We start from the raw sequence: 24,573 nt of genomic DNA, 5'->3' as shown, positions 1-24,573 counted from the left end.
ATTGAAAGTCGGGCGAATTTCTATTTATGGGTGTCAATAATGGCGGGATTTCGGTACTATCCGAAGCATAATTATGAGATCAGTGGAATAAAGTTGCGGTTATGAGTGAAATATTGGTCATAAGCGATAATCAGGCTCGCATCGAACATTTTAAAATTATTCTCAGCTTCTTAGCTGAAGACGGGCATTATTCTGGCTATTCCGATTGCTTAAAAGTGATTGGCAAAGGCGATAATTGGTCGTCGGTACTGATTGACGGCGAAATGCCTGAAGTGGCCGAAGACGTGATAGAAAAATATCCTGAAACGCCATTTATCAATATCGGTTTTCAACTGAGCGGCGAGCGCAGTTTTAAAAATTTGATGGGGTCACTGTTTGAGCCTATCACCTATGCAAATCTTAACGAATTATTGAAAAAGAGCACTGACTACTACACTGCCAATCGTCCTCTGGACACGCTCGTATCTGGTAAAACTAAATTATTTAGAAGCTTGGTTGGCAATAGCCGCGGGATCACCGAAGTTCGTGATTTGATTGAGCAAGTGGCGCCTGTGGAAGCGAATGTGCTGGTGCTTGGTGAATCAGGAACCGGCAAAGAGGTTATCGCGCGAAATATTCACTATATGTCAAAGCGCCAAAAGGGGCCTTTTGTTCCCGTAAACTGTGGTGCCATTCCCGGAGAGCTGCTTGAGAGCGAACTTTTTGGTCATGAAAAGGGCGCATTTACCGGCGCCATCAGTTCCCGCAAAGGACGTTTCGAAATGGCCGAAAGTGGCACACTGTTTCTCGATGAAATAGGCGATATGCCGCTACAAATGCAGGTAAAGCTACTGCGCGTACTCCAAGAGCGAATTTTCGAGCGTGTTGGCGGAACGAAAACCCTTAAATGTGATGTCAGAATTATCGCCGCGACACATAGAAATCTTGAAGGGATGATTGCCGACGGTAAATTTAGAGAAGATTTGTTTTATCGCTTAAATGTCTTTCCAATTGAGTCTCCTGGGCTTAGAGAGCGAGCTCAAGATATCCCCTTGCTGTTGCAAGAACTTGCCTCTCGTCTTGAAGGAAGCAAACAAGATAGCGTGCGTTTTACTGAAAGTGCAATGCGCTCATTGATGGCTCACTCTTGGCCGGGCAACGTGCGCGAATTATCAAACCTAGTTGAACGCTTGTCTATTTTACATCCCAAGCAGGTGATTGATGTAGAGCATCTTCCGCATAAGTATCAGTATGAAGATGACGGCACACAAGCGGTTCATGCCGAAGCCGGTCAGGATGAAAATGCCGAACGAGACGCTATTAACGCCATGTTTAAGTACGCTCAAGCCAATCCTGTTAGTACAGATACCCATCTACCTACAGCGTCAGATACCACGCTACCAAGCGATGGCGTTAATTTAAAAGAGTACTTATCTGACCTGGAAATTAGTCTCATTCGTCAGGCTTTGGAAAAACAAGATTGGGTAGTTGCCCGCGCCGCCGATCAATTAGGAATGCGCCGCACAACGCTTGTTGAAAAAATGCGCAAATATGAAATCAGTCGAGATAAAGAAACAAACTAATCCAAAGTCTGGGTGAATAAGAGAACTACTGAAAAAGGCCAACGTACTGTTGGCATTAGCGAGTCGTAATCTCGCTAGCTGGCTACCACAACTTTGTTTTTGCCGGATGTCTTTGCCTCAAACATGGCTTTGTTCGCTCTGTCGACCATAAAATCGAGCGTGTCAGAAAGCTGCCGAGAGCTATAGACACCAAAACTTCCAGTGACAAGCAGTCCACTCTCACTGGACGCTTCATCAGATGCAGCCAATGATGAGCGCAGCGATTCGGCAAGCTCTGCGGTTGCCGATTCATTTTGCTCAGACATGATGACAACGAATTCTTCGCTTCCCCATCGTACGACTAAATCTTTACTTCCAACGGCCTTTAGAAAAGAATCTGCGGCATGGGCAATCACTTCATTTACCGTTTCACTGCCATATTTCTCGCGTATTTCATTTAAGTTATCCAAGCCGCAAAGAATCACTGACATTTGATGATGGCGCCTGCGAACTCGGTTAAAAAACGTTCGTCCATACTCGCGATTGGCTAAATTAGTTAGCTCATCGATGTTGGCGCGGCTATTTCTGCTATCAAGAAAGCGGTCGGTAATGTGATGAACCACCTTAAAAACGATTAGTAGAACAAGAAAGCTGAGGGCAACATAAAGTGTATAAGAACGATTAACATCCTCTTGGCGAGCATCAAGTGGTGTCATGACGTAGAGATTCCAATTTAAACTCTCTAGCTTAAGCTGTGACACCAATAAACCGCCTTGTGCACCGCGCACAATGATGCTTGGCTCTGAGACTTCTTTGGTTTCCTCTAAGAATTCGGGAAACCATTCAACATCATTGATGTTTTTAATGCCAATGCGCGCATCTGCGCCATCTGCTTGCGTGGGAGAGTATTGTGCAAGCGATGAAAGCACAATTTCTTCTCGGTTGTTCACAAACAGAAATTCATGGCCATATTCTTGTCGAAAGGTATCAAAGGAGTCGAGAAAGTCATTGAGAGACTTACCTAAACCAGCGAAGCCCAAAAATTTCCCTTCATCATTATACTGCCTCACGTCAATATACAGATGCGGATCTTCTCGATTACCAAGAACCGCTTGAACCTCAGAGTCAAACTCATCGCGAAGGGCAAAATACCAAATGACTTCGCCCTCAATTAAATCGAAGGTGCGCCCACTGGAATTGAATTGCTTTTTTGATACTTCGTGCGCGAGATAAAACTCATGACCAAACTCGTTTTCTAAGTCCTTGAGTAGCGGCATTAAGCTGCTTTCGTCTGGCTGCTCTGCAAGGAAATAGCTAGAATAGTAGCCTAGGTCGGCAATCGTTTTAGCGGTATGCAGTGGACGAATGAGTTCCCTTTCCACCAAGGCAAAAACAGGAGAAATAGATTGCTGATGCCGTTGGCTTTGTTCTGCTGCCAAATCTTTGATAGCAAAAAAGCCGGACACGGCAATCATCAAAACGAAGATTGATGCGAAAACAGCCCCTGCATGATTGTGAACGTAATCTTGCAAGTAGCCCTGCGTTTTTTTCATATTAAATCCGTTTATATTGATTCTTTTTCATCGGCGACTATTTAGACGTATATAGCGTTAAAAAACAAGTCGATTTTTCCCTCAGATATAAATGTGATAAGGCGCGCGCGTGTAAAAATTTTGTGGATTGACGCGTAGCTTTGCTAGGTTTTTAAACGGTGTCAAAAGACAAAAATTTGACAGCGTCAAAAAACAAAAATTCAGTAAGCTATTGATATTAGTAAATAAAAATTTGGCACGTGCCGTGCATTAAAGCTTCTATCTAGTAGTAAATGCACAGAATTTCTAAGCTTATGGCAACACTTTCTTTCAGCGCTGATCCACACTTTGACGCAAGTAATGCAAACGGTTGCAAAAACGGCCGCGTTGTAGAATATACAATGGTACCGTCCGTGCGTCAGGTATATGCGCAAAGAACTTCTTTAGAAAATGCATGCCAAGCCAGTGATGTGCAAGCGCTTAATCCAGAACGTTTCTCAAATTTAGTGTCGGTTATGCCTGCTGGCGTTGTGGTTATTGATCACACAGGAAAGGTCACTTTGGCTAACCAACAGGCGACCAGTTTACTGGGCGAGCCACTTGAAGGTGAACTCTGGCGTGACGTAATAAGTCGTGCGTTTAGCCCGCGGTCTGATGATGGGCATGAAGTATCAATGCGCAATGGCAAGCGCGTTAAAATCGACATCTCGCCATTGGTTGAGGAAAAAGGGCAGTTAATCGTTATTACCGATTTGACTCAAACGCGCGAGCTTCAGAGCAGAGTAGGTCATATGCAGCGATTATCGTCGCTGGGTAAAATGGTTGCGTCGCTGGCACATCAGGTTCGTACGCCGCTTTCTTCAGCTCTATTATACGCAGAAAATATTAAGAGTATACAAGCGACAGACGCAACCACTTCACGTTTTAGCGAAAAGCTAATTATGCGTTTGAAAGACTTAGAGTCGCAAGTCAATGACATGCTGTTGTTTGCCAAAAGTGGCGACACTCAAATCGTTACATCGGTGAGCGCGAATCATATCGCGAATGTCGCCAAGCAAAACGTAGAAGCGCAATTTACGCAAGCCAAGGTTCAGCTCGACATAAACCTGAGTGAGAACGATGCAGCGCTTATTTGTAATTTGAGTGCACTGTCTGGCGCGATCAGCAACTTACTGAGCAATGCTTTACAGGCCATCACAACGTCTGTCGATCACGTCGACACTAACAACAATGAGGCGCAGCCTCAGCACCCATTGAGCGAATATCGTGTTTCACTGCATGTTGAAGCTATGGAGTTTGAGGGGCGTGAGTTTATCAGTTTCGTTGTCAGCGACAATGGGCCAGGCCTTGATGAAGCTGAAATTAATCGGATTTTCGAGCCATTTTTTACAACCAAGTCCCAAGGCACTGGTTTGGGCTTGGCAGTTGTTAACACTGTCGCAAAGTCTCATAAGGGCTTTGTTTCTTGCAAGAACATAACAGCAAATGAATCTACCCAGTCGGGCGCACAGTTCACTATAAACGTGCCAATTGCACCAAATATCAGTGGGTATCGAAAAGTGGGTGATGCTGCCAACGAAGACCAAGCAAACACACAATCTGACCAATACAATCAAGGAGTCAGCGCATGAGCAAAACTAAAGTACTAATAGTAGAAGACGATCACGGATTAAGAGAGGCTCTGGTCGATACTTTATTGTTAGGTGGTTACCAAGTAACGCCTGTCGAAAGCGCGGAGTCTGCGATGGTGAAACTGTCGCAAAATGAATTTGATTTAATTGTCAGTGATATTCAAATGCAGGGTATGGACGGTTTGTCTCTGCTTAAAAGCGTAAAAAACAAATACCCGAAACTGCCAATGATTTTGATGACCGCATACGCGAACATCAATGATGCCATACAGGCAATGCGCGACGGCGCGACCGACTATCTTTCAAAACCCTTTGCACCACAAGTATTGCTGAATTTAGTAGGGCGCTATGCACCTGCTCAGCGCGTGGAGTCAACTAACCCGATTGTAGCCGATCAGAGCAGTATCGATATGCTTGCATTGGCAAGAAAGGTCGCTAAATCAGATGCCACGGTTATGGTGCTTGGCCCCAGTGGTTCGGGTAAAGAGGTTATATCACGATATATCCATGACCAATCAAAGCGTAACGAATGTCCATTTGTGGCTATCAACTGTGCGGCGATTCCAGAAAATATGCTTGAAGCCACTTTGTTTGGCTACGAAAAAGGCGCATTCACGGGCGCAATACAAGCGTGCCCGGGTAAGTTCGAACAGGCGCAAGAAGGTACGCTACTGTTAGATGAAATCACAGAGATGGATTTGGCGCTTCAGGCCAAGTTGTTGCGGGTGTTGCAGGAGCGTGAAGTTGAGCGCTTGGGCGGCCGCAAAACCATATCATTAAATGTGCGGGTAATTGCTACTAGTAACCGAGACCTTAAAGAGGCGGTCGCACAAGGTAAATTCAGAGAAGATTTATACTATCGTTTGAATGTATTCCCAATTACGTGGTTGCCACTTGCTCAGCGTAAAGGCGATATTATTCCTCTGGCGAACCATTTAATTGTGCGCCATAGCCAATCTCAAAACATTGAGATTGGTGAATTAACCGCTGCTGCCCAACACAAACTCTTAAACCACACTTGGCCTGGAAACGTGCGCGAGCTTGAAAATGTGGTTCAGCGGGCTTTGATATTGGCTGAAGAGGGGCAAATTGATGCTTCCGATTTATTGATTGAGCCAGCCAGCCCAATGATGGAATCTAGCGCACCGCAATTTTTTGCTCAAGTTGATGCACAAGAGTCCGATAACAAATTATTGGGGTCGGAACTTAAATTCCAGGAACATCAAATCATCTTGGATGCGCTGCAAGCCTACAATGGTAAGCGCAAAGATGTTGCTGAGAAGTTAGGCATCAGCCCCAGAACCCTTCGTTATAAGCTCGCGAAAATGCGCGAGTCGGGAATTGAAGTCCCTAATTAACACTTCAAAGCGCTAAAAGTTTGTAAGCAATGATATGGATGTCTCCCTATTGCCGCCTCCCCCAAGAGGCGGCTTTTTTTGCTTTATGAGGGTTGGCTCTTCGAAATGGGGTTTCCGCAGGGGGCTGGTTATTAATAGTCGCTGGCCCGTCCGTGGGCGCTTGGCATTGCACGTCCGTGTGCAATGACACTATTAATAACCAGCCCCCTGCGGAAACCCCATCTCGAAGAGCCAAAACAAGCGCCGGGCTGTTGGTTTGAGTCCGTCTTTGGGCGCTTAGCATTGCACGTCCGTGTGCAATGACACTATTAATAACCAGCTCTCTGCGGAAATCCCATCTCGAAGAGCCAAAACAAGCGCCGGCGTTTTGTATTTAACTTTACTATCAGTTCCGAAAAACACGTGTTTAAACGAGATCTTCTTATACACTAGTTACTCACTTAGGAGATAGTTAGATGACAACACAATTTACCAAGTTTCAAAGCCTACATAACAAACAAGAGCCACTGCTACTTAACAACATATGGGATGCCGCTAGCGCTGCCATAGTGCAAGCAAATGGCGCGAAAGCGCTTGCAACAAGCAGTGCGTCTTTAGCTTGGTCATTGGGTTACGCCGACGGTGCAGCCTTGCCAACATCACAATTAATTGATGCCATTGAACGTATACAGCGAGTTGCGACAATTCCGCTAACCGTAGATATTGAAAACGGCTATTCCGACTTGCCGGATGAAGTTGCCGATTTATGTGAGCGTTTGTGCGCTTTGGGTGTGGTAGGCATTAATATAGAAGATGGAATGGATGCGCCCGAATTGCTAGCACAAAAGATCATGGCAATGCGTGAGCGCGTGGGAGCGCAATTTTATATCAACGCACGAACCGATGTCTATCTGCGTCAGCTAGTCGATGATGCTGAGTGTTTTGATCAAACCCTTGTTCGAATGAAACGCTACATAAAGGCGGGGGCGAGTGGCATTTTTATCCCGGGTTTAAGCGATATCACTGCTGCAAAGCAATTTTCCGATGCTGTAGAAGTGCCAATAAACCTAATGGTAGAAAGTATTTCTTCCGCTTATTTTGATCACGCAAATAGTGGTGCGTCTCGCTATAGCGCTGGGCCGAATCCTTTTCTTGCGGCGTACACTGTATTGCAATCTCAAACGCCAGAGCAAGCTGAAAACAAGCGATTGAACTTTGAAAATATGAATCGCTTATTCAAAGATGGAACCTATAGCATTTTGCCTAAAGAGAATGTTCAAGGGAGGAGCCCCACCTTCAAATAGCATCATTGCACACGGACGTGCAATGCTGAGCGCCCAAGGACGGGCCAGCGGCTATTTGAAGGTGGGGCTCCTCCCTTGAACATTCTCTTTAGGCAACCCTTGCCCAACAATTGCGAACGCCCCACAATGCTGAGCGCCCAAGGACGGGCCAGCAGCTATTTGAAGGTGGGTCTCCTCCCTTGAACATCCTCTTTAGGCAACCCTTGCCCAACTACCGAATTAGCCGAATACCCAAATGACGAGGCAAGTGCAAACCCTTGCCGTTCATTTTGACCATAAATTGCCGCTTTCTCTCAAAATGGCATTTCGATTGCATATGCCCTCGTATCGATTGCAGTTTTAGCAAAAAAATGACGCTTAAGGTAGTTCAAATGGATGTAAAAGCAAACTCACTTTATCAAGAAATGCAGGCCATGGCAGCGCAGGCTAGTGCGGTGCCAAATGCGCCAATGCAGCGTCTTGAAGTTAATCCATCGGGTTCTGAATTCTCAGATATGTTGAGCCAAGCAATTAACAACGTCAATGGCATGCAAAAAGAGTCGCGCACCATGCAGCAACGATTTGAGATGGGTGACCCCGATTTAAGCCTCGTTGACGTAATGGTGGCAAAAGAGAAGTCAGGTATTGCTTTTGAAGCGACTGTTCAGGTCAGAAATAAGCTGCTTGAAGCGTATAAAACCATTATGAACATGCCGGTATAGAGGTAGTAAGACGTGGCTGAATCAACAAGTACCGAACTGGCAATTTCTGACGACATAAGTGAACGTGAAGTTGCTGATGCTCGCAAAAACCCCATTGTCGAGAGTTTAAGTAACGCAGAAACTATCCGTCAAATGACGATGATTGTGACCTTGGTCATTTGTGTTGCTATCGCAATATTCATTTTTTTATGGTCAAAAGAGCCAACCTATCGACCCCTGGCACAAATGCCAGCGCAAGAGATGATAGAAACCCTTGACTATCTTGATCAGCAGCAAGTGCAATACAAAATTGAAGGTACAACCATTTATGTGGTCGACAGCCAGTTTAAAGATGTGCGCTTAGGTATGGTGCGAGAAGGCATTTCCACACAAGAGTCTGGTGGTGCCGATATCATTATGCAAGACATGGGGTTTGGTGTTAGTCAACGCGTTGAGCTAGAACGTCTAAAACACGCACGCGAACAGATGATTGCGCGCACCATCGAAGACATTAATGCCGTAAGCAAAGCGCGAGTGTTATTGGCGCTTCCAAAAGAAAACGTATTTGCCCGTAAAGAAAAGCAAGCCAGCGCGACAGTGGTGGTAACCGCGCTTCGTGGTTCAGTGTTATCGGGTGAAGAAGTTGACTCGATTGTGGATATTGTTGCATCTGCAGTGCAAGGCATGGAGCCTAGCCGCGTGACGGTAACTGACAGCAACGGGCGACTGCTTAATTCTGGCTCACAAGATTCGATGAGTTCACGTGCCCGCAAAGAATACGAGCTTGAGAAAAAGCGCGAAGAAGAGTACTTACAGAAAATTGATTCTATTTTGATTCCTGTGCTTGGCCTGGGTAACTATACTGCTCAGGCAGATGTCAGCATGGATTTTACTGCCGTTGAACAAACTCAACGTCGCTACAACCCAGATTTACCCGCTGTGCGCAGTGAAATGATTTCTGAACAAAATACAGTGGGCGCAATTATTGCTGGTATTCCAGGCGCGCTCACCAATCAGCCACCGCTTGATTCCAATATTCCAGAAGACGCTATGGGCGGCAATGGTGGTGACCAGACCGTTCCTGGTAACCGAACAAAAGAAGAAACACGCAACTACGAATTAGATACCACCATTAGCCACACTAAACAGCAAACGGGCGTAATCAGACGGTTAAGCGTATCTGTTGCCGTTGATCATATTGCTTCTACCGGAGCCGACGGACAGACAGTATCAACGCCAATGTCTCAGCAAGAGTTGTTAAACATTCGACGTTTGCTGCAAGGTGGCATTGGGTTTGACGTCACTCGCGGTGATTCACTTGAAGTGGTCAGTATCCCATTTAATCGCATTGATATGGGTGAGGTAAAAGAGGAAGCATTTTGGCAAGAAGACTTCTTCATGCCCATCTTAAAGCTCGTTATGGGCGCGATTGTTATCATTGTGCTAATAATGGCCGTTGTCAGACCGATGCTTAAGCGCCTCATCTTCCCAGAAGCGGATATGAGCGCAGTAGTGAGTGACGACGATATCGAACTTGACCTTGGTGACGAAACTATGGACATGTTGAGCGATGAATTTGATGAAGCCAAAGTAGGTTTTGCAGCAGACGGTTCGCTCACGCTACCGAACTTAAACAAAGATGAAGATGTGCTTAAGGTCGTGCGTGCCCTAGTTGCCAATGAACCCGAATTATCCGCGCAGGTCGTACGCGGCTGGTTATTAGAAGACGAATAGAAACACCGAATTAGAGAGAATCATGGCAGAAAATACAGCACTACAAACACAAGAAGAAGCGCCAAGCTATGATATTGGCAAGCTTGATGGCATTGAAAAAGCGTCTATCTTGTTATTGAGTTTGTCTGAAGACGACGCCGCGCAGATATTAAAGTTTATGCAGCCCAAGCAGGTTCAAGCTCTTGGCGCCGCGATGGCCGCGATGGATGATATGACGCAGTCAAAAATCAATGCAGTGCATAAGCACTTTATTGAAGAAATTCAAAACTACTCAACCATTGGATTTAAGAGCGAAGACTTTGTTCGCCGCACGCTGACTACGGCCTTAGGCGAAGATAAGGCAGCGCATTTACTTGACCAAATTCTTGCCGGTGCAGGCGCAAAAGGCCTCGAGTCGCTCAAGTGGATGGATTCGAAGCAAGTGGCAAACATTATTCGCAATGAACACCCTCAGATTCAAACCATCGTTATGTCGTATTTAGAGCCTGAGCAGTCTGCAGAAATTATGGCGCAATTCCCAGAAAAAGTTCGTTTAGACTTATTAATGCGTGTTGCCAACCTCGAAGAAGTACAACCGGCGGCGCTGCAAGAACTTAACGAAATTATGGAGAAACAGTTTGCGGGTCAAGCGGGTGCGCAAGCTGCGAAGATGGGCGGATTGAAATCTGCCGCTAATATCATGAACTACCTCGATACCAACATCGAAGCTCAGTTAATGGATGCCATCCGTGAGCAAGATGAAGAAATGTCTCAGCAAATTCAGGACTTGATGTTTGTATTCGACAATCTGATTGACGTTGACGATAGAGGTATTCAAGCAATTCTGCGTGAAGTGCAGCAAGAGTCACTTATGAAAGCGATTAAAGGCGCAGACGACGAGCTGAAAGAAAAAATTACGGGCAACATGTCAAAACGTGCTGCGGAAATGCTGCTTGATGACATGGAAGCAATGGGGCCGGTGCGGTTAAGCGAAGTTGAAACTGCACAGAAAGAGATCCTCTCAATAGCACGTCGCTTAGCCGACGCCGGTGAAGTCGTCCTAGGTGGCGGCGGTAGCGAAGAGTTTGTATAAGCATGAGTGAGCAAAACAGCACAACAGCTGATGCTAAACTTTGGGATTTGCCGCCTGTTGAAAGCGCACAGAGTAAAGGTGCTAAAGCGTTAAAGCGCACAACGGCGTTTAATAAGCCTTTTACGCAGTGGAAATACGAAGCGCCAGAGGTAGAGGAAGAAATTAAACCCCTGACTGCCGAAGATATCGAAGCAATTCGAAGCGCTGCGTTTGAGGAAGGTTTCGAAAGCGGCAAGCAAGAAGGATTTGAAAAAGGTCAAGAAGAAGGCCTTGAGCTTGGCAAAAAAGAGGGCTTTGAACAAGGGCAAAGCGAAGGATTTGAAGCCGGTAAAGCGCAGGCAGATGAAGCCGCAAAAGTTCAAATTGACGCGTTAGCATCAATCGTTGCCCAGCTACAACAGCCTCTAAAGCAAGTGAATGATGAAGTTAAACAAGAGCTTGTGATGTTGACAAAAGCGCTGGCAAGCGCAGTCTTGAAGGTAGAGCTTAGTCAGTCTAGCGACAGTCTTATGCAAATCATCAGTGAAAGTATTACGGCACTTCCGATTCAGGAGGCGCAGTATCAAATCATGCTGCACCCAGAAGATGTATTGCTTATTAATGAACGTCTTGCTAGCGACGAGGCAAACGAAAAAAATAATTGGCGTTTAGTGCCATGTGAAGAACAAGGGCGGGGCGGTTGCAAAGTACTTAGCCAAAATAATGCAGTAGATATGTCGATAGCAAAACGCTGCGAGGCGATATTTGATCAAATGTTGCAAGAGCAAGGATTGAGCGATGACCCTCGCGCTAGTTGAGCACCTGCAGTCAATTAGACGCTCTGTATCTGAGTCAACGCCTGTTGCATCGGGTAAACTCGTTCGCGGTGTGGGTTTAACCCTTGAAGCGGTAGGTTGTCAAATCCCAATAGGCGGGCGGTGCCGAGTCAAAACGGTGAGCGGAAAAGTAGAAGCTGAAGTTGTTGGCTTTGCCAATGACATTACCTTCTTAATGCCCGTAGAGTCCATCAGAGGGATTGTGCCTGGTTCCTTGGTAGAGCCCATTTCTCACGATGCTGGTTTAGGTGTTGGAGAGGCTTTATTGGGTCGCGTTATCGATGGTAACGGTGAGCCAATTGATGGCAAAGGGCCTATTCAGTTTGAAAAGCGAGCCTCTACGCAACCTTCACCAATCAACCCTCTACAACGTAAACCAGTGTCAGAGCCGTTGGATGTTGGGGTAAGAGCAATTAATTCAATGCTTACGGTTGGCAAAGGTCAGCGCATGGGGTTATTCGCTGGTAGCGGTGTTGGTAAAAGCGTATTGATGGGCATGATGACGCGCGGCACCAATGCTGATGTGGTGGTGGTGGGGCTAATTGGCGAAAGAGGCCGAGAAGTCAAAGAATTTATCGATGATATTCTTAGTGAAGAAGATAGGCAAAAAGCCGTAGTTGTTGCCGCTCCCGCAGACACCTCCCCGCTAATGCGCCTAAAAGGAAGCGAAACCGCTATAACCGTGGCTGAGTACTTTCGTGACCAAGGTAAAAACGTGTTATTGCTAATGGATTCTTTGACACGCTACGCCATGGCGCAGCGTGAAATTGCCCTTGCCGTAGGAGAGCCGCCAGCAACGAAAGGTTATCCGCCCTCAGTGTTTGCAAAACTGCCCGCATTAGTTGAGCGCGCAGGAAATGGCAGTCAATATCAAGGTTCTATTACCGCATTTTATACGGTGTTAACTGAAGGTGATGATTTGCAAGACCCAATTGCAGATTCTGCCCGTGCCATTCTCGATGGGCATATCGTTTTGTCGCGCGCACTGGCAGAATCCGGTCACTATCCTGCAATTGATATTGAAGCGTCCATTTCGCGCGTAATGCCACAAGTTGTCAGCGCTGAGCATGAACAAAATGCCAGAAGTATTAAACGTGTGTATTCCGCATACCAGCAAAATAAAGACCTAATTAACTTAGGCGCTTACGCAAAAGGCAGTGATGCCACTATCGATTTATCGATTGCCGCCGCGCCTGCCATAAATGCCTTTTTGCAACAAAGCACCAAACAAATTGTGAGTTTTGAACAAGGAGGTGAAGCCTTGCAAACACTTGGTAAAGGCTTAAATGCAGCCTCACAAGGTCAGAGTCAATAAAACAGATGGCGAGTGTAAAACAACTTCAGCTAGTTTTGGGAATTGAAAAAGATAAAGAAGACAAGTTGCAAAGCGATTTTCAAGCAGCCAAGCAGCATCTTTTTGAGCATCAACAAAAACTCACCGCACTTGAGCAGTATCGTTTGGATTACTTAAACGTGATTAAACAAAAAGCCAGCGAAGGCCTGGGTGCTACAGCGCTTATACAGCATCAAAGCTTCGTCGGTAAACTCGATAAAGCCTGCGAGCAACAGGTAAACATGATTAATCAAGCAACGCTGGTCGTGGATCAGCGCAAACGCTTGTACTTCGAACAACAAGCTAAATCACAAGCCATTTCTAAACTCATCGACAAACGCAGCCAACAACAATCGATTATTGAGGCTAAGCAAGAGCAAAAACTATTCGATGAGCTGTCGGGCCTAGCGCATTTAAAACAAAGCCTGTCTAAGTTAACCTGAATCCTGTTTAAGAAACGGCGCTCAGCACCGCTAGAATTGCGAATTACTGCGTTGCAAAAGCCAGCAATAGAATAACTATTACGTGACTTTTGCGCCTTGTCTTTCACAATTCTAGCAGCACTGAGTGTAAAAATTAATTTAAGTATGTGAAACAAGCGCTTGCACCATTTCTTAAACAGGATTCAGGTTAAGTTATAAGCCCGCTTGTCCCCAAGGTTTACATTCGCGTGTAATTAAATTGGTACGCCAATTGCAAAATCCTCTTTATGCTTCACTGTTAAATTAAAAAAGATCAATATTTACAGTGGTTTATAAATTATAAAGACTAGGACAATATTGTTATGATGCAACAATTTGCCACTCCATCATCAAAATCTGCCGTAAGCAGTTTGCCGTTTGACATGGTCAAGCCTGCTGTATCAGAACACAGCGGTCAGAGCGCCCAAGCAGCAAATGGATATGAGGACCGTCGAAGTGCATTCGAGCGCGCGATTGCTGACGCAGAGAATGGTGCTTTTGCGCAATCAAGCGCTGCGCGTCCTAGTATGAGAGAAGGTAGCAAAGAGGATTCAGGTCGATTTCGTAGTGATGACAATATTGCCTACACGCAACCTGTTGAGCACGGCAATCAAGAAAACGACAAGGGAGTTGATAGTAAAAGTGCAACAGATGATCACTCTAAAGATTTAATGCGAACTGCCACTTATAATGAGCCTGTAAGTGAGGCTGCATTAAATGAGGCAACAACTGAAGCATCGAATGGAAAAAGCTCATCTAGCGCCGACCTAAATGCTGCCGCCGAGACAGATGGCGAACAGGTTCTGTCTGATGCGCAAATTTTGGAGCAGACGATTGAACGAGATTCCCCTTTGGAGGAGGCCAATATTGATAATTTTCCCGCTACCCCAGAGGAGCAAGCTTTCAAGCGAACTAGCGCTCACTCAGACGAAGTTGAATTTCTAGCAGAGCAAGCTAACAAGGTGCTTAACCAAGACGACTTTTTTTCTGATGTAAAAGCGCTGAATGAACAATCCAATGAAATTTCCGAAGGCGTGAGCGAAGATGAGCAAGGCTTTAGCCCAATTAGCATTCATTCAGACACCGTTGAATTGCTTGCTAAACACGCTAACAAAGAGTTCAACTACGTCGACTTTGTTTCTGATGTAAAAGCGCTGAATGAACAATCCAGTGAAATTTCCGAAGGCGTGAGCGAAGATGAGCAAGCTAAAGACTTAATTAGCATTAGTTTGACAGAAGACGAACTTCAGATAATTCTGGATGCGCAGAAAGCGGGCGTTAGTCTTTATGATATTTTTGCCCAAGATGAGCTTGCTCAGGAGCAGCTAGACAAACTAACTGCAGCCATTACAAAAATGTTAAACCAGTTTCACGAACAAAATACTAAAGCAGGTGAAACAGATAACAATAATGCGCTTTCTGAGGAAAGCCTAGCGCTGGATAAAGCACTACTTGAGAACATGTTGCACAGCTCAAATCCGACTGACGATTCAGAACAAGCATTGAATGCTTCAATAGAGCAGGCAGCGGCAAAAGACTTGGAACATATAGGAAAGACGCTGGATGCACAAAATCAGCAAATACTGAGTGAGTCTGAAGCTAAGGCCTCAAGCGACTTAAACAATGGTAAATCACTACAGGCGCAAGATGTTCAATTAAATGATATTGCGCAAAGAGGCGAAACCGCAATTTCTGATGAGGTTCTTGATGTTGCGCAGACACGACAAACAGATGAAGAGGCTCTGAGCAATTCTGCTAACGCACAAAGTAGCGGAAAAATGCCAGTAGACGCTCAAATAAACGTGAAGGCGCCTAACGAACAAGACATGCTCAAGCAGCTTGCATTGTTGGACGAGCGCTCACAAACAAATACGATTGAAAACATTAAGTCTCGGGTTGAAAAGTTTGCGGCCGATTTAGGAGCGCAGCAAAAAGGCAGTGAGTTTGTTGCTGCCATGCAATCTGGGCTAAAAGAATTCAAAGAACAACTGCAAAGCGGCCGTGAACCCGGTATTGATTTAAAGTCACTGGTTTCTGACGCACTTGCGCAAGCTAATGTCGAAATTCCACCGCAACAGACCAGTAAAGTTGACAGTGCGCTAGCCCAGTTTAGCAATATCCTGGGACTGGCAAACTCTGTTTCTCAGTCTGTACAAAGCCAGCAAAACCAGATGTTTACGCTAAACGAAGTCAGCTTGATAAAAGAATCTGCCTCATTGAACACAGAAGGTACGAAACTTGCTCAGGCCACAGTAAACAATTTGGATAAAGCGGTAAATATCTTTAAACCAGATGGGCAGCAGCAACTAGCTGAAAAAGTGAGATGGATGGTCAATGGTCGCAATCCTGCGGCAGAGATTCGACTTGACCCACCTGAGCTAGGAGCAATGCAGATACGCGTTAATCTAAATGGTGATGCAGCATCCGTGAATTTTAGCGTGCAATCGATGCAGGCAAAAGAAGCCTTAGATCAAGCGCTTCCAAAATTGCGCGAAATGCTCCAGGAACAAGGTATTGAACTTGGACAATCATCTGTTCAGCAAGACAGCAATGGTGGTTCACAAGCGAATGATGAAGGTGAACTAGCCAGAGATGGCTCTTCTGGTAGTCGAGCTTCTGAAACAAGTTCAGAGCAAGCTATGGAAGATGCTACAGGCTCCGTCATTGAGCAAAGAGTTGCTGGTAGCGCCTTGGGTGGCATTGACTACTTTGTGTAAGTACAAATTGAGAACATAGGAAAAAACATGGCAGAGGCAGATTTAGAAGCGCCAGCGGGTGAAAAGAAAAAGAGCAAAATGATGTTAATCATCATCGCTGTAGTCGTGCTCTTGGCAGGCTCTGCAGGTGCATATTTTTTCCTATTCTCATCTGATGCATCAGATGAGGTGAGTGTACAAGATGGCGCTGCATCAGAGTCAGAAATGGCGACCAACACAGGTGGGGCAGTGTATGTTGGTATGCCACGGCCGTTTCAATTTAATGCGCCTGGCACAACTCGCGAGCGAATTGTTCAAATTGACGTGCAGTTGATGGTACGCGGCAGTGAAAACGAAGAGCGTGCAAAGCGTCATATTCCAATGATTGAGGGAACCTTGCTTCGCGTATTTAGTGCGTCAAATGCAGATGACTTAGTGACTGAAGGTGGCAAAGCGGAATTAAGAAGCAAATCCACTGCGCAGGTAAGACAAGTTATGAATGATCTCGAACAAAATCCGGTGATTGAAGAAGTATTGTTTACCGGTTTTGTGATTCAGTAGCAGAATTTGCAATATATCCAATGAATAGAGAAGCCAAGTGAGCGATTTATTATCACAAGACGAAATTGACGCGCTACTCCATGGTGTAGACGACGTTGAAGAAGAGCAAGTCGATGAAATTGAAAACGACGGCTCGGCGCTGGAATACGATTTTTCGTCTCAAGACCGAATTGTACGCGGTCGAATGCCAACCTTGGAAATAGTCAACGAACGATTTGCAAGGCATATGCGCATAAGCTTATTTAACATGATGCGTCGCAGTGCAGAAGTGTCGATTAATGGCATTCAAATGATCAAGTTTGGTGAGTATATCCACACCCTTTTTGTGCCAACCAGTCTTAACATGGTTAGATTTAGACCGTTAAAAGGCACCGGTCTTATTACTATGGAAGCCCGCTTAGTGTTTATCATGGTGGATAATTTCTTTGGCGGAGACGGTCGCTACCATGCGAAAATTGAGGGTAGAGAATTTACCCCCACCGAACGTCGCATTATTCAAATGCTGCTTAAACTGATCTTTGAGGATTATAAAGAAGCGTGGGCGCCAGTGATGGACGTGTCGTTTGAGTATTTAGATTCGGAAGTCAACCCAGCAATGGCGAACATTGTATCGCCAACGGAAGTGGTGGTTATCAGCTCATTTCATATCGAGCTTGACGGCGGCGGCGGTGATTTCCACGTGTCGCTACCTTACTCTATGCTTGAACCGATACGAGATACCTTGGACGCGGGTGTACAAACTGACAAAGAAGATACCGACTTCAGATGGAGTAAAGCACTGCGCGACGAGATTATGGACGTTGAGGTAGATTTAAGCACGCATTTCTTAGATGTAGAAGTGACCTTAGAACAGCTAATGAATTACGAAGAAGGCGATATTATTCCGATTCATATGCCAGAAACGGTAACCGTTTCGATTGAAGATTTGCCTTCATTTAGAGCCAAAATGGGTCGTTCTCGTGATGCTCTAGCCCTGCAAATAACCAGCAAGATACCGCGACCGGTTTCGGTGAAAACAGAGCTTAACTCCTTCACCAAAGGCGGTAAGAAGATTGACAGTGATTCAGAGTTACAAGTGCTCGAAGAGGACTTAGACAAAATTTTAGTGAGGAAGTAAAAATGAGCGATGAAAACGATGATTTGGACGCATGGGGCGAAGCAATGGCCGAGCAGGCTCAGGCTGAAGCAGGCGAGAGCGATGCAAATGTTGACGCCGACGCCCTACTTGATGAAGTGCAAACGGCTGAGCTTGATGAGTTAAGTGAAAGCGATCCAGTCAGTGCGACTGATCAGAAAAAGCTCGATACAATTTTAGATATTCCGGTCACTATATCGATGGAAGTCGGCCGAACCAATATTAGTATTCGAAATTTATTACAGTTAAATCAAGGGTCTGTAGTTGAGTTGGACCGAGTTGCCGGAGAGCCATTAGATGTTTTAGTAAATGGCACGTTGATTGCTCATGGGGAGGTAGTGGTCATCAACGATAAATTTGGGATTCGGTTAACGGATGTTATTAGTCAAGTCGAGAGAATCAAAAAGCTTAAATAGAAAAGTATTTAAAAACTCATTAAGAACAGGGGCTTACGCCCTGTTCTTAAGCCTCATCTGGCTACCGGTACAGGCTCAAGAAACTTCCAGCAACAGCGCCGGCGAGTTCGGCGGTATGTCATCCTTCATATCCATTTTCCTATCTCTTCTATTAGTGATCGCCATTATTTTTGCGCTTGCTTACATCATGCGTCGATTTAATGTCACTCAAGCTGGAAACGGTCAAATGAAAGTCGTTGCGAGCATGATGGCGGGCGCAAAAGAAAAAATCATGGTGATAGAGGTGGGTGATGAGCAGCACTTGCTCGGTATAACCGCGCACAACATCAATCATCTATCCACACTGAGCACGCCTCTTGAAACCAATACCAAAGCACCGATGCTCGATGGCAAAGCTGGGTTTCAACAAAAGCTAGTGCAGGCCATGGCGCAATCCATAACGGGCGGCTCATCTAAAAATAAAGAGAAGGCACAAAAAGGAGCCAGCCATGATGAATAAATACGCATGGGTGCTCAAGCTCCTCATTTTACTTGTAATGCTTTTAGGATTTAGTTCCGATGTACTAGCACAGCAGGGCATTTCTGCGGTAACGGTCACCACAAATGATGACGGTTCACAAGAATACTCAATGACCTTGCAGGCGCTGTTTATCATGACCGCGCTCAGCCTTATTCCTGCTTTTGTTATGATGATGACATCCTTCACAAGAATTATTATTGTGCTGTCGATATTGCGTCAAGCCATTGGTTTGCAGCAGTCCCCATCCAATCAAATACTCATCGGCGTTAGTTTGTTCTTATCCATGTTTATTATGGCGCCCGTGTTTGAAAAAATGAATGAAACTGCGCTTCAGCCCTATTTAAACGAAGAGATGACATCCCTTGAGGCCTTTGAAGCCGCAAAAGAACCTATGCGTCAATTTATGCTAAGCCAAACTCGCATGACCGACTTAGAAACCTTTGTACGCATAGGGGGTTATGAGGGACAGTTTGATTCACCCGAGCAAGTACCGATGACCGTTTTGATTCCCGCTTTTGTCACCAGTGAATTAAAAACCGCCTTTCAAATCGGGTTCATGCTCTTTATTCCGTTTTTAATATTAGATTTGGTCGTTGCGTCTATTTTGATGGCCATGGGTATGATGATGTTATCCCCCATGATTGTGTCCTTACCTTTCAAGCTGATGTTGTTTGTATTAGTGGATGGTTGGAATTTGATTTTTGGCACACTGGCGACGAGCTTTGGGATGGGAGTTTGACATGAGTCCAGAAGCCTTCGTCGAAATCATGCGCAACGCTATGCTAATAATTGTGGTTATCACCAGCGCCATTATCATGCCGGGATTATTAGTCGGGCTTGTGGTAGCGGTATTTCAAGCTGCTACCTCCATCAATGAACAAACTATGAGTTTTTTACCACGCTTGGTCGTTACCTTGCTCGCCCTTGCATGGTTGGGCAATTGGATGGTGGCGAAAATGATGGATTTTACTAATGAGCTAGTGCTCAGCATTCCGTCCGTGGTGGGCTAAGCGATATATGGATTTGCTCAGCAGTACCATCATTGATGCGATCGGCGATTACATGCTGGCGTTTATGCGTATTTCTGGCTTATTCATCTCTATGGTGGGCATTAGCGCCCGAACTATCCCCACTCCCGTGCGCAATTTGTTAGCTATTTTACTTACCTTAATGATTGTACCCATGCTACCCCCTGTTCCCATCGACAATATTATGTCTTTAGGTACGTTCATTGAGATAGCTAAGCAATTAATTGTTGGGCTTGCGATTGGATTTATCTCCATGATGGTGATTAATACTTTTGTGTTAGCGGGTCAAATAATCGCGATGCAGACGGGTTTGGGATTTGCGTCAATTGTCGATCCGATAAATGGTATTAACGTTCCTGCCGTCGGTCAGTTTTATCTGATACTCGCAACCTTGATTTTTTGGACGGTCGATGGTCATCTATTAATGATCAATATGATTGTGATTAGTTTTGATGCTTTTCCCATTGACGGCCCATGGTGGACAGGTGAGCAATTTAAGCAGATTGCACACTGGGCGGGTTGGATGTTTGTATCTGCGGTGACAATTTCCTTAGCCCCGATTGTATCGCTGCTTATCGTAAACCTGGCCTTTGGGGTTATGACCAAAGCTGCTCCTCAACTTAATATTTTCAGCTTGGGTTTTGCCATTGCACAAATTATGGGCCTAGTCGTTATCTGGATCACGCTGTCGAACCAGGTATATCACTTCAACCTTCAATGGGGCCGTGCACAAGAGTTTATGTGCAAGCTTCTATTGACCTGCTAAAGGGGGCGTTTGAAACAGCATGGCTGAAAATGAATCCGCTCAGGAAAAAACAGAAGAACCCACACCCAAAAAACTCGAGGATGCCCGCAAGAAAGGGCAGGTTGCGCGCAGCAAAGAATTATCGACTGCGTTCGTCTTGCTTGCCAGCGCGGTTGCCTTAATCGCGGTGGGCTCTCAAATTGCCAGCGCCATGTATACCATCACCAAACGCGCGTTTACGCTCTCCAGAGACGAAACTTATGACCTTGATCACATGTTCCAAATTTTGGATATGTCTGTCATGGAAAGCGCAGGTCCACTGCTTATTTTTATGATCATCTCGTTGATTGGCGGTGTGTATGGCAGCATTGCAATGGGGGGGTATAACTTCTCTTGGGAAGCGGCTGGTCCTAAAGCAAGCAAAATGTCGCCACTAAAAGGTTTCAAGCGAATGTTCGGCACTGAAGCCTTGGTTGAATTGTTAAAAGGTATTGCCAAAGTATTAGTGGTGATTTTCATGGCCTATTTGGCACTCGTGATCTTCAAAGATGAAGCACTGCATTTAGACATTGAGCTATATCCGCTTAATCTCTTTCATGCAATCGATATGATTGAATGGGCGTTTTTACTGCTTTGCGCGGCAATGATACCGATTGCGCTAATTGATGTCCCTTATCAGAATCATAAGCACAACGAAGAAATGAAAATGACCTTGCAGGAAGTCAAAGACGAGCGCAAAAATGCAGAGGGTGACCCTCTCGTAAAAGGCCGCGTTCGTAAACTGCAATATCAAGCGTCGGCGAATCGCATGATGCAAGAGGTGCCAAAAGCCGATGTCATTGTTACCAACCCAACCCATTACTCAATAGCGATTCAATATGAGCAAGATGGCACTCGCGCACCTGTTGTGGTCGCGAAAGGTTTAGATGAGCTGGCAATGCACATTCGTAAAATTGCCAACGCTCACGACGTTCCCATTGTTGAGTCGCCAGCACTTGCGCGTGCGATTTACTATTCGACCGAAGTCAACCACGAAGTGCCACAAAAGCTGTTTATGGCAGTGGCGCAAATTTTGGCTTATGTCTATCAATTGAAAGCATTTAAATCAGGTAAAGGAAAGCGTCCTAAAAAGCTTAAGAAAGACTTTACCATCCCGCCGGAGCTGAGACGTTAAGCGCACATCAACTGCTTGATCAAAACGAGCGAAAATTATGCAAGACTGGTTTGTTGTATTAATATATGAAACACACGGAAGTATCAGCATATTATTACCAACACATCGTAGCTCTTAAGCTATATTCACATGCATGAGGACGCAATAATGTCGGGAAAACCAGCAGCACGCTTGGGCGATATGGGCTCTAACCACGGGGCGTGGCATCCCAGTCCCATTATTAAAGGAAGTGGCGACGTAATTATCAACGGTATACCCGCTGCTCGACAGGGTGACGCGCTTGCGCCTCATACTCAACCCAATAGTCCTCCTCATCCCCGGTCTATCGCACAAGGCGCTCCAACAGTATTTATTAACAATCAGCCAGCAGCACGCGTGGGAGATGCAATCGATTGTGGTGGAAAAATTATCATTGGTTCAAATAATGTTTTCATTGGTGACGATGCACCGCCAGTGGAAAAAATACCCATCACACATACCTTTGCGCTGCGCTTCGAATTAATAGACGAGCTAGGTCAGCCAGTTGAGGGTATGCCTTATCGCGTTGTGCCCAAAGGTCAAGCAAGTGACGATAATTGGCATCAAGCGGACTCAAAGAGCCGTCAGGATGGACTCACATCCGTGGTTTCTACCAAGCAGGGCGAGCAATTTGAATATCAACTTGTGTGGCCAAAAATTAAAACAGATAAAGCGGTCGCGCTTGCTAACGCTAGTGAGTATAAATCGAAAGATTAGATATTTTGGTGCGTCTGTCTCAGACGCGTAAAGGAGTTTGAGAATGGGAAGCCCCGACGCCACTGAAGGCGTAAACGATGATACCGATAAAATCCAAGAGGTTGTTGCGAACTGCAAAACCTATTGGTCGAAAGCGCAGCAATTTTCAATCATAAGGATGTCTGAAAGTAGGGCTAACAATGAGTATGACTTGTTAGATTGGTATGAAATTCGAGCCAAACGCATAGCTGCAACATACGCGCGTTTTTATTTGGAAACAGAAGAGGGGGGTGATTTAAGTAAAATAGGGCGTTATTACTGGATGGCGTTGGGAGCCTTTGCCAGTAAAACAGTCGCCTGCGTTTTAGACGATTGGAGAGTTAAAAGCAACGACGCTGTTGTCGGTCTTATACCACGCGATCCATTTGATGCAAAGATCATTGCTGATGGCTTAGGTAAAGGGAATTTATGGCTATTTATGGATATCAGCGCACCGCACTATTTTTACAATAACTTTCCACAGAACTTTTTTGAGGGGATGGTTTGCATCGACAAGCGCGACGCAAAAGACTTAGAAGCACCTATTCAAAGTGTCGTCGACAGTATGCCTTGGGCGGATTCTTCGCTACCTGTAATTAATAATATGGCTTTATCTTCGGATTTGAAACGTGCGTTTAGGCTAACCAGCGAAGTTGAAGTAATGTCTGATGGACGGCAAAGAAAAGATAAGCAAATGGCACATCTAATGGCCGTTGCTCAGCATGAACAGAACGAAGTTCTTCAGCCTCTTATATATGAAGATGAACGGTTTTCGGATTGGTCAAAATTTCAGCGTGAGGGCTGGTTTGGAATTGCAAAGTTTTTTTCGCCTGCGCTTGAATTAGTGTTTTCACATTCGTGCTCAATAAGGGACGGACGGCTGAAATCAGAAGCACCGGATGATATGAAAGTTGAGGATTTTGATAGCAGAATGAAATGGATAACGACAGCAGCCAATAAATTCCACGGTCTAATGTCCACCGAGCGTGCTTATATGATGGGTGAGCTTAGAACTATTGCTACTTGGTATAACCTTTCAGATTATGCGGGACGAACCCGCGCAATTGCCGACTAAGCTGAGCATCATGTCAACTTATATAAAAGTCAGTATGATGATGTTTAGCGTTATCGTTGCTGCTTTGATTTTTTATTCATCTTCGAGTGAGGAAGCGAGCATGAACATCAAGCAAGAAGCATTTATTGAATTAAAAATGCCACCAGAGAAGTTCATCAGGGTAAATGAGCTAGACGAAGAGAAAGCTGTAGACGCGCAACCCGCTGGCGTCAATTTTTATCAAATTGACTGGCCCAGTGATGATCGTGGATCCGTTTATGTGGATCATAGCAAGTACAGTTTCACCATCGAAAACAGCCTTGGTGTTATGGGATCCTATCAATTGAGTAAACCTGATAGGGGAATATATACCTTTAACATTAGTGGCGGTATGGCCTCGCAAAGCGATATTAGTCATGATGAAGCCCGCATAAGGTTTATGGATTTTTTACAAAAAATGCAGGAATTGGGCTGGCGGAACTTCAGAAACTTTTCTGACGCCAGGCTTACTTCACAAGAAGGGGTGAAATATGCACTCGAAAAAGATTCATTTTATACAATGCCGCTAGAATATCGTTTGACACTTGAACAATGGATGAAGGTCGATAGTCAAAAGTGGCGAATGTATGCAGATGGCATGTTTGTCTTCATCAGTTTTATAAGAGACAACACTCGCCTTGATTTGGATAAACCCAGCGGCTATTTTTTCCGCTACGAAATTATGGATGGCCAACAACTTGCTAAACTGGAGCTACCATCAGATGAAATGGATAACGTAAAGTCTGCATTTCCCAGCAAGCTTCAAGAGCTTCTTGACCAACGCCACAAAAAAGAGGTGATGCTTGAAGAGCAGGGCTTCGAGATTGATACCTCGTACTCTGACCCTGAGTTAAAACTTGATTGACGTCTTATGAGCTAATCCTAAGGCATAGCTCACCTAGCGGTGCATAAGGCATCATAGAGTTCTTCTCACTTCTTACTCTTGTTAAAGACATCACAGAGTATTTCATCGACATAGGTGCAAAACAACGAATGATAAAAACGAGACGGT

General features: G+C 45.2%; 23 protein-coding genes. 22 read left to right on the top strand and 1 reads right to left on the bottom strand.

All coding sequences use genetic code 11. The annotated features are described in order from the left end of the window. Positions 1 to 101 precede the first annotated feature (101 nt). Entirely contained in the window at positions 102 to 1,562 is a 1,461-nt protein-coding gene (locus tag PN836_RS06055) for a sigma-54 dependent transcriptional regulator (RefSeq protein ID WP_395344354.1), read from the top strand. Positions 1,563 to 1,636: 74 nt separating this feature from the next. On the opposite strand, the gene PN836_RS06050 is transcribed toward PN836_RS06055, so the two are convergent. Continuing rightward, positions 1,637 to 3,094, bottom strand: coding sequence for a GGDEF domain-containing protein (locus PN836_RS06050; protein ID WP_395344353.1), 1,458 nt, complete (start codon positions 3,092 to 3,094; stop codon positions 1,637 to 1,639). 293 nt (positions 3,095 to 3,387) lie between these two features. On the opposite strand from PN836_RS06050, the gene PN836_RS06045 reads away from it, so the two are divergent. The 21 genes from PN836_RS06045 (at position 3,388) to PN836_RS05945 (ending at position 24,426) form a co-directional block, all read left to right on the top strand. Next, the gene (locus PN836_RS06045; RefSeq protein WP_395344352.1) at positions 3,388 to 4,704 is read left to right on the top strand and encodes a sensor histidine kinase; all 1,317 of its coding nucleotides are present in this window, start codon (positions 3,388 to 3,390) and stop codon (positions 4,702 to 4,704) included. After that, entirely contained in the window at positions 4,701 to 6,062 is a 1,362-nt protein-coding gene (locus tag PN836_RS06040) for a sigma-54-dependent transcriptional regulator (RefSeq protein WP_395344351.1), read from the top strand. The genes PN836_RS06045 and PN836_RS06040 overlap by 4 nt, the downstream gene beginning before the upstream one ends. A 455-nt stretch (positions 6,063 to 6,517) precedes the next feature. Continuing rightward, entirely contained in the window at positions 6,518 to 7,345 is an 828-nt protein-coding gene (locus PN836_RS06035; protein WP_395344350.1) for an isocitrate lyase/PEP mutase family protein, read from the top strand. 371 nt (positions 7,346 to 7,716) lie between these two features. Next, positions 7,717 to 8,046: a flagellar hook-basal body complex protein FliE gene (gene fliE, locus PN836_RS06030; RefSeq protein ID WP_395344349.1), complete on the top strand. Its 330-nt coding sequence runs from the start codon at positions 7,717 to 7,719 to the stop codon at positions 8,044 to 8,046. Between the two features lie 12 nt (positions 8,047 to 8,058). Next, entirely contained in the window at positions 8,059 to 9,759 is a 1,701-nt protein-coding gene (gene fliF / locus PN836_RS06025) for a flagellar basal-body MS-ring/collar protein FliF (protein ID WP_395344348.1), read from the top strand. Positions 9,760 to 9,781: 22 nt separating this feature from the next. Continuing rightward, positions 9,782 to 10,831, top strand: coding sequence for a flagellar motor switch protein FliG (gene fliG, locus PN836_RS06020; protein ID WP_395344347.1), 1,050 nt, complete (start codon positions 9,782 to 9,784; stop codon positions 10,829 to 10,831). Between the two features lie 2 nt (positions 10,832 to 10,833). Next, positions 10,834 to 11,628: a flagellar assembly protein FliH gene (gene fliH / locus PN836_RS06015; protein ID WP_395344346.1), complete on the top strand. Its 795-nt coding sequence runs from the start codon at positions 10,834 to 10,836 to the stop codon at positions 11,626 to 11,628. After that, complete coding sequence (gene fliI / locus PN836_RS06010) at positions 11,609 to 12,961, top strand: flagellar protein export ATPase FliI (RefSeq protein ID WP_395344345.1); 1,353 nt, start codon at positions 11,609 to 11,611, stop codon at positions 12,959 to 12,961. The genes fliH and fliI overlap by 20 nt, the downstream gene beginning before the upstream one ends. 5 nt (positions 12,962 to 12,966) lie before the next feature. Then, positions 12,967 to 13,422 carry a flagellar export protein FliJ gene (fliJ, locus tag PN836_RS06005; RefSeq protein ID WP_395344344.1) on the top strand — a complete coding sequence of 152 codons (456 nt, stop codon included), beginning with the start codon at positions 12,967 to 12,969 and terminating at the stop codon, positions 13,420 to 13,422. 341 nt (positions 13,423 to 13,763) lie between these two features. Continuing rightward, the gene (locus PN836_RS06000) at positions 13,764 to 16,157 is read left to right on the top strand and encodes a flagellar hook-length control protein FliK (RefSeq protein WP_395344343.1); all 2,394 of its coding nucleotides are present in this window, start codon (positions 13,764 to 13,766) and stop codon (positions 16,155 to 16,157) included. A gap of 27 nt (positions 16,158 to 16,184) precedes the next feature. Next, positions 16,185 to 16,697 (top strand): flagellar basal body-associated protein FliL, encoded by a 513-nt coding sequence (fliL, locus tag PN836_RS05995; protein WP_395344342.1) that lies wholly within the window; start codon positions 16,185 to 16,187, stop codon positions 16,695 to 16,697. A 37-nt stretch (positions 16,698 to 16,734) separates the two neighbouring features. Then, entirely contained in the window at positions 16,735 to 17,814 is a 1,080-nt protein-coding gene (gene fliM / locus PN836_RS05990) for a flagellar motor switch protein FliM (RefSeq protein WP_395344341.1), read from the top strand. Positions 17,815 to 17,816: 2 nt separating this feature from the next. Beyond that, positions 17,817 to 18,248, top strand: coding sequence for a flagellar motor switch protein FliN (fliN, locus tag PN836_RS05985; protein ID WP_395344340.1), 432 nt, complete (start codon positions 17,817 to 17,819; stop codon positions 18,246 to 18,248). After that, entirely contained in the window at positions 18,208 to 18,747 is a 540-nt protein-coding gene (fliO, locus tag PN836_RS05980; RefSeq protein WP_395344339.1) for a flagellar biosynthetic protein FliO, read from the top strand. The genes fliN and fliO overlap by 41 nt, the downstream gene beginning before the upstream one ends. After that, positions 18,740 to 19,507 carry a flagellar type III secretion system pore protein FliP gene (gene fliP, locus PN836_RS05975; protein ID WP_395345492.1) on the top strand — a complete coding sequence of 256 codons (768 nt, stop codon included), beginning with the start codon at positions 18,740 to 18,742 and terminating at the stop codon, positions 19,505 to 19,507. Before fliO ends, fliP begins: the two co-directional genes overlap by 8 nt. Position 19,508: 1 nt before the next feature. Beyond that, entirely contained in the window at positions 19,509 to 19,778 is a 270-nt protein-coding gene (fliQ, locus tag PN836_RS05970; RefSeq protein WP_395344338.1) for a flagellar biosynthesis protein FliQ, read from the top strand. 7 nt (positions 19,779 to 19,785) lie between these two features. Further along, positions 19,786 to 20,562, top strand: coding sequence for a flagellar biosynthetic protein FliR (fliR, locus tag PN836_RS05965; RefSeq protein ID WP_395344337.1), 777 nt, complete (start codon positions 19,786 to 19,788; stop codon positions 20,560 to 20,562). 19 nt (positions 20,563 to 20,581) lie between these two features. Next, positions 20,582 to 21,715: a flagellar biosynthesis protein FlhB gene (gene flhB, locus PN836_RS05960; RefSeq protein WP_395344336.1), complete on the top strand. Its 1,134-nt coding sequence runs from the start codon at positions 20,582 to 20,584 to the stop codon at positions 21,713 to 21,715. 147 nt (positions 21,716 to 21,862) lie between these two features. Continuing rightward, the gene (locus tag PN836_RS05955) at positions 21,863 to 22,450 is read left to right on the top strand and encodes a type VI secretion system PAAR protein (RefSeq protein ID WP_395344335.1); all 588 of its coding nucleotides are present in this window, start codon (positions 21,863 to 21,865) and stop codon (positions 22,448 to 22,450) included. A 43-nt stretch (positions 22,451 to 22,493) separates the two neighbouring features. Then, a complete protein-coding gene (locus PN836_RS05950) occupies positions 22,494 to 23,543 on the top strand; it encodes a DUF2515 family protein (RefSeq protein ID WP_395344334.1) in 1,050 nt (349 codons plus the stop codon). Positions 23,544 to 23,553: 10 nt separating this feature from the next. Continuing rightward, the gene (locus PN836_RS05945) at positions 23,554 to 24,426 is read left to right on the top strand and encodes a hypothetical protein (protein WP_395344333.1); all 873 of its coding nucleotides are present in this window, start codon (positions 23,554 to 23,556) and stop codon (positions 24,424 to 24,426) included. The last annotated feature ends 147 nt before the right edge of the window (positions 24,427 to 24,573 follow it).

Source organism: Ningiella algicola, from assembly GCF_028401415.2.
GTDB lineage: Bacteria > Pseudomonadota > Gammaproteobacteria > Enterobacterales > Alteromonadaceae > Glaciecola.
Note: the sequence above shows the minus strand (reverse complement) of the source record. Positions and strands in the feature narration are given on the sequence as shown.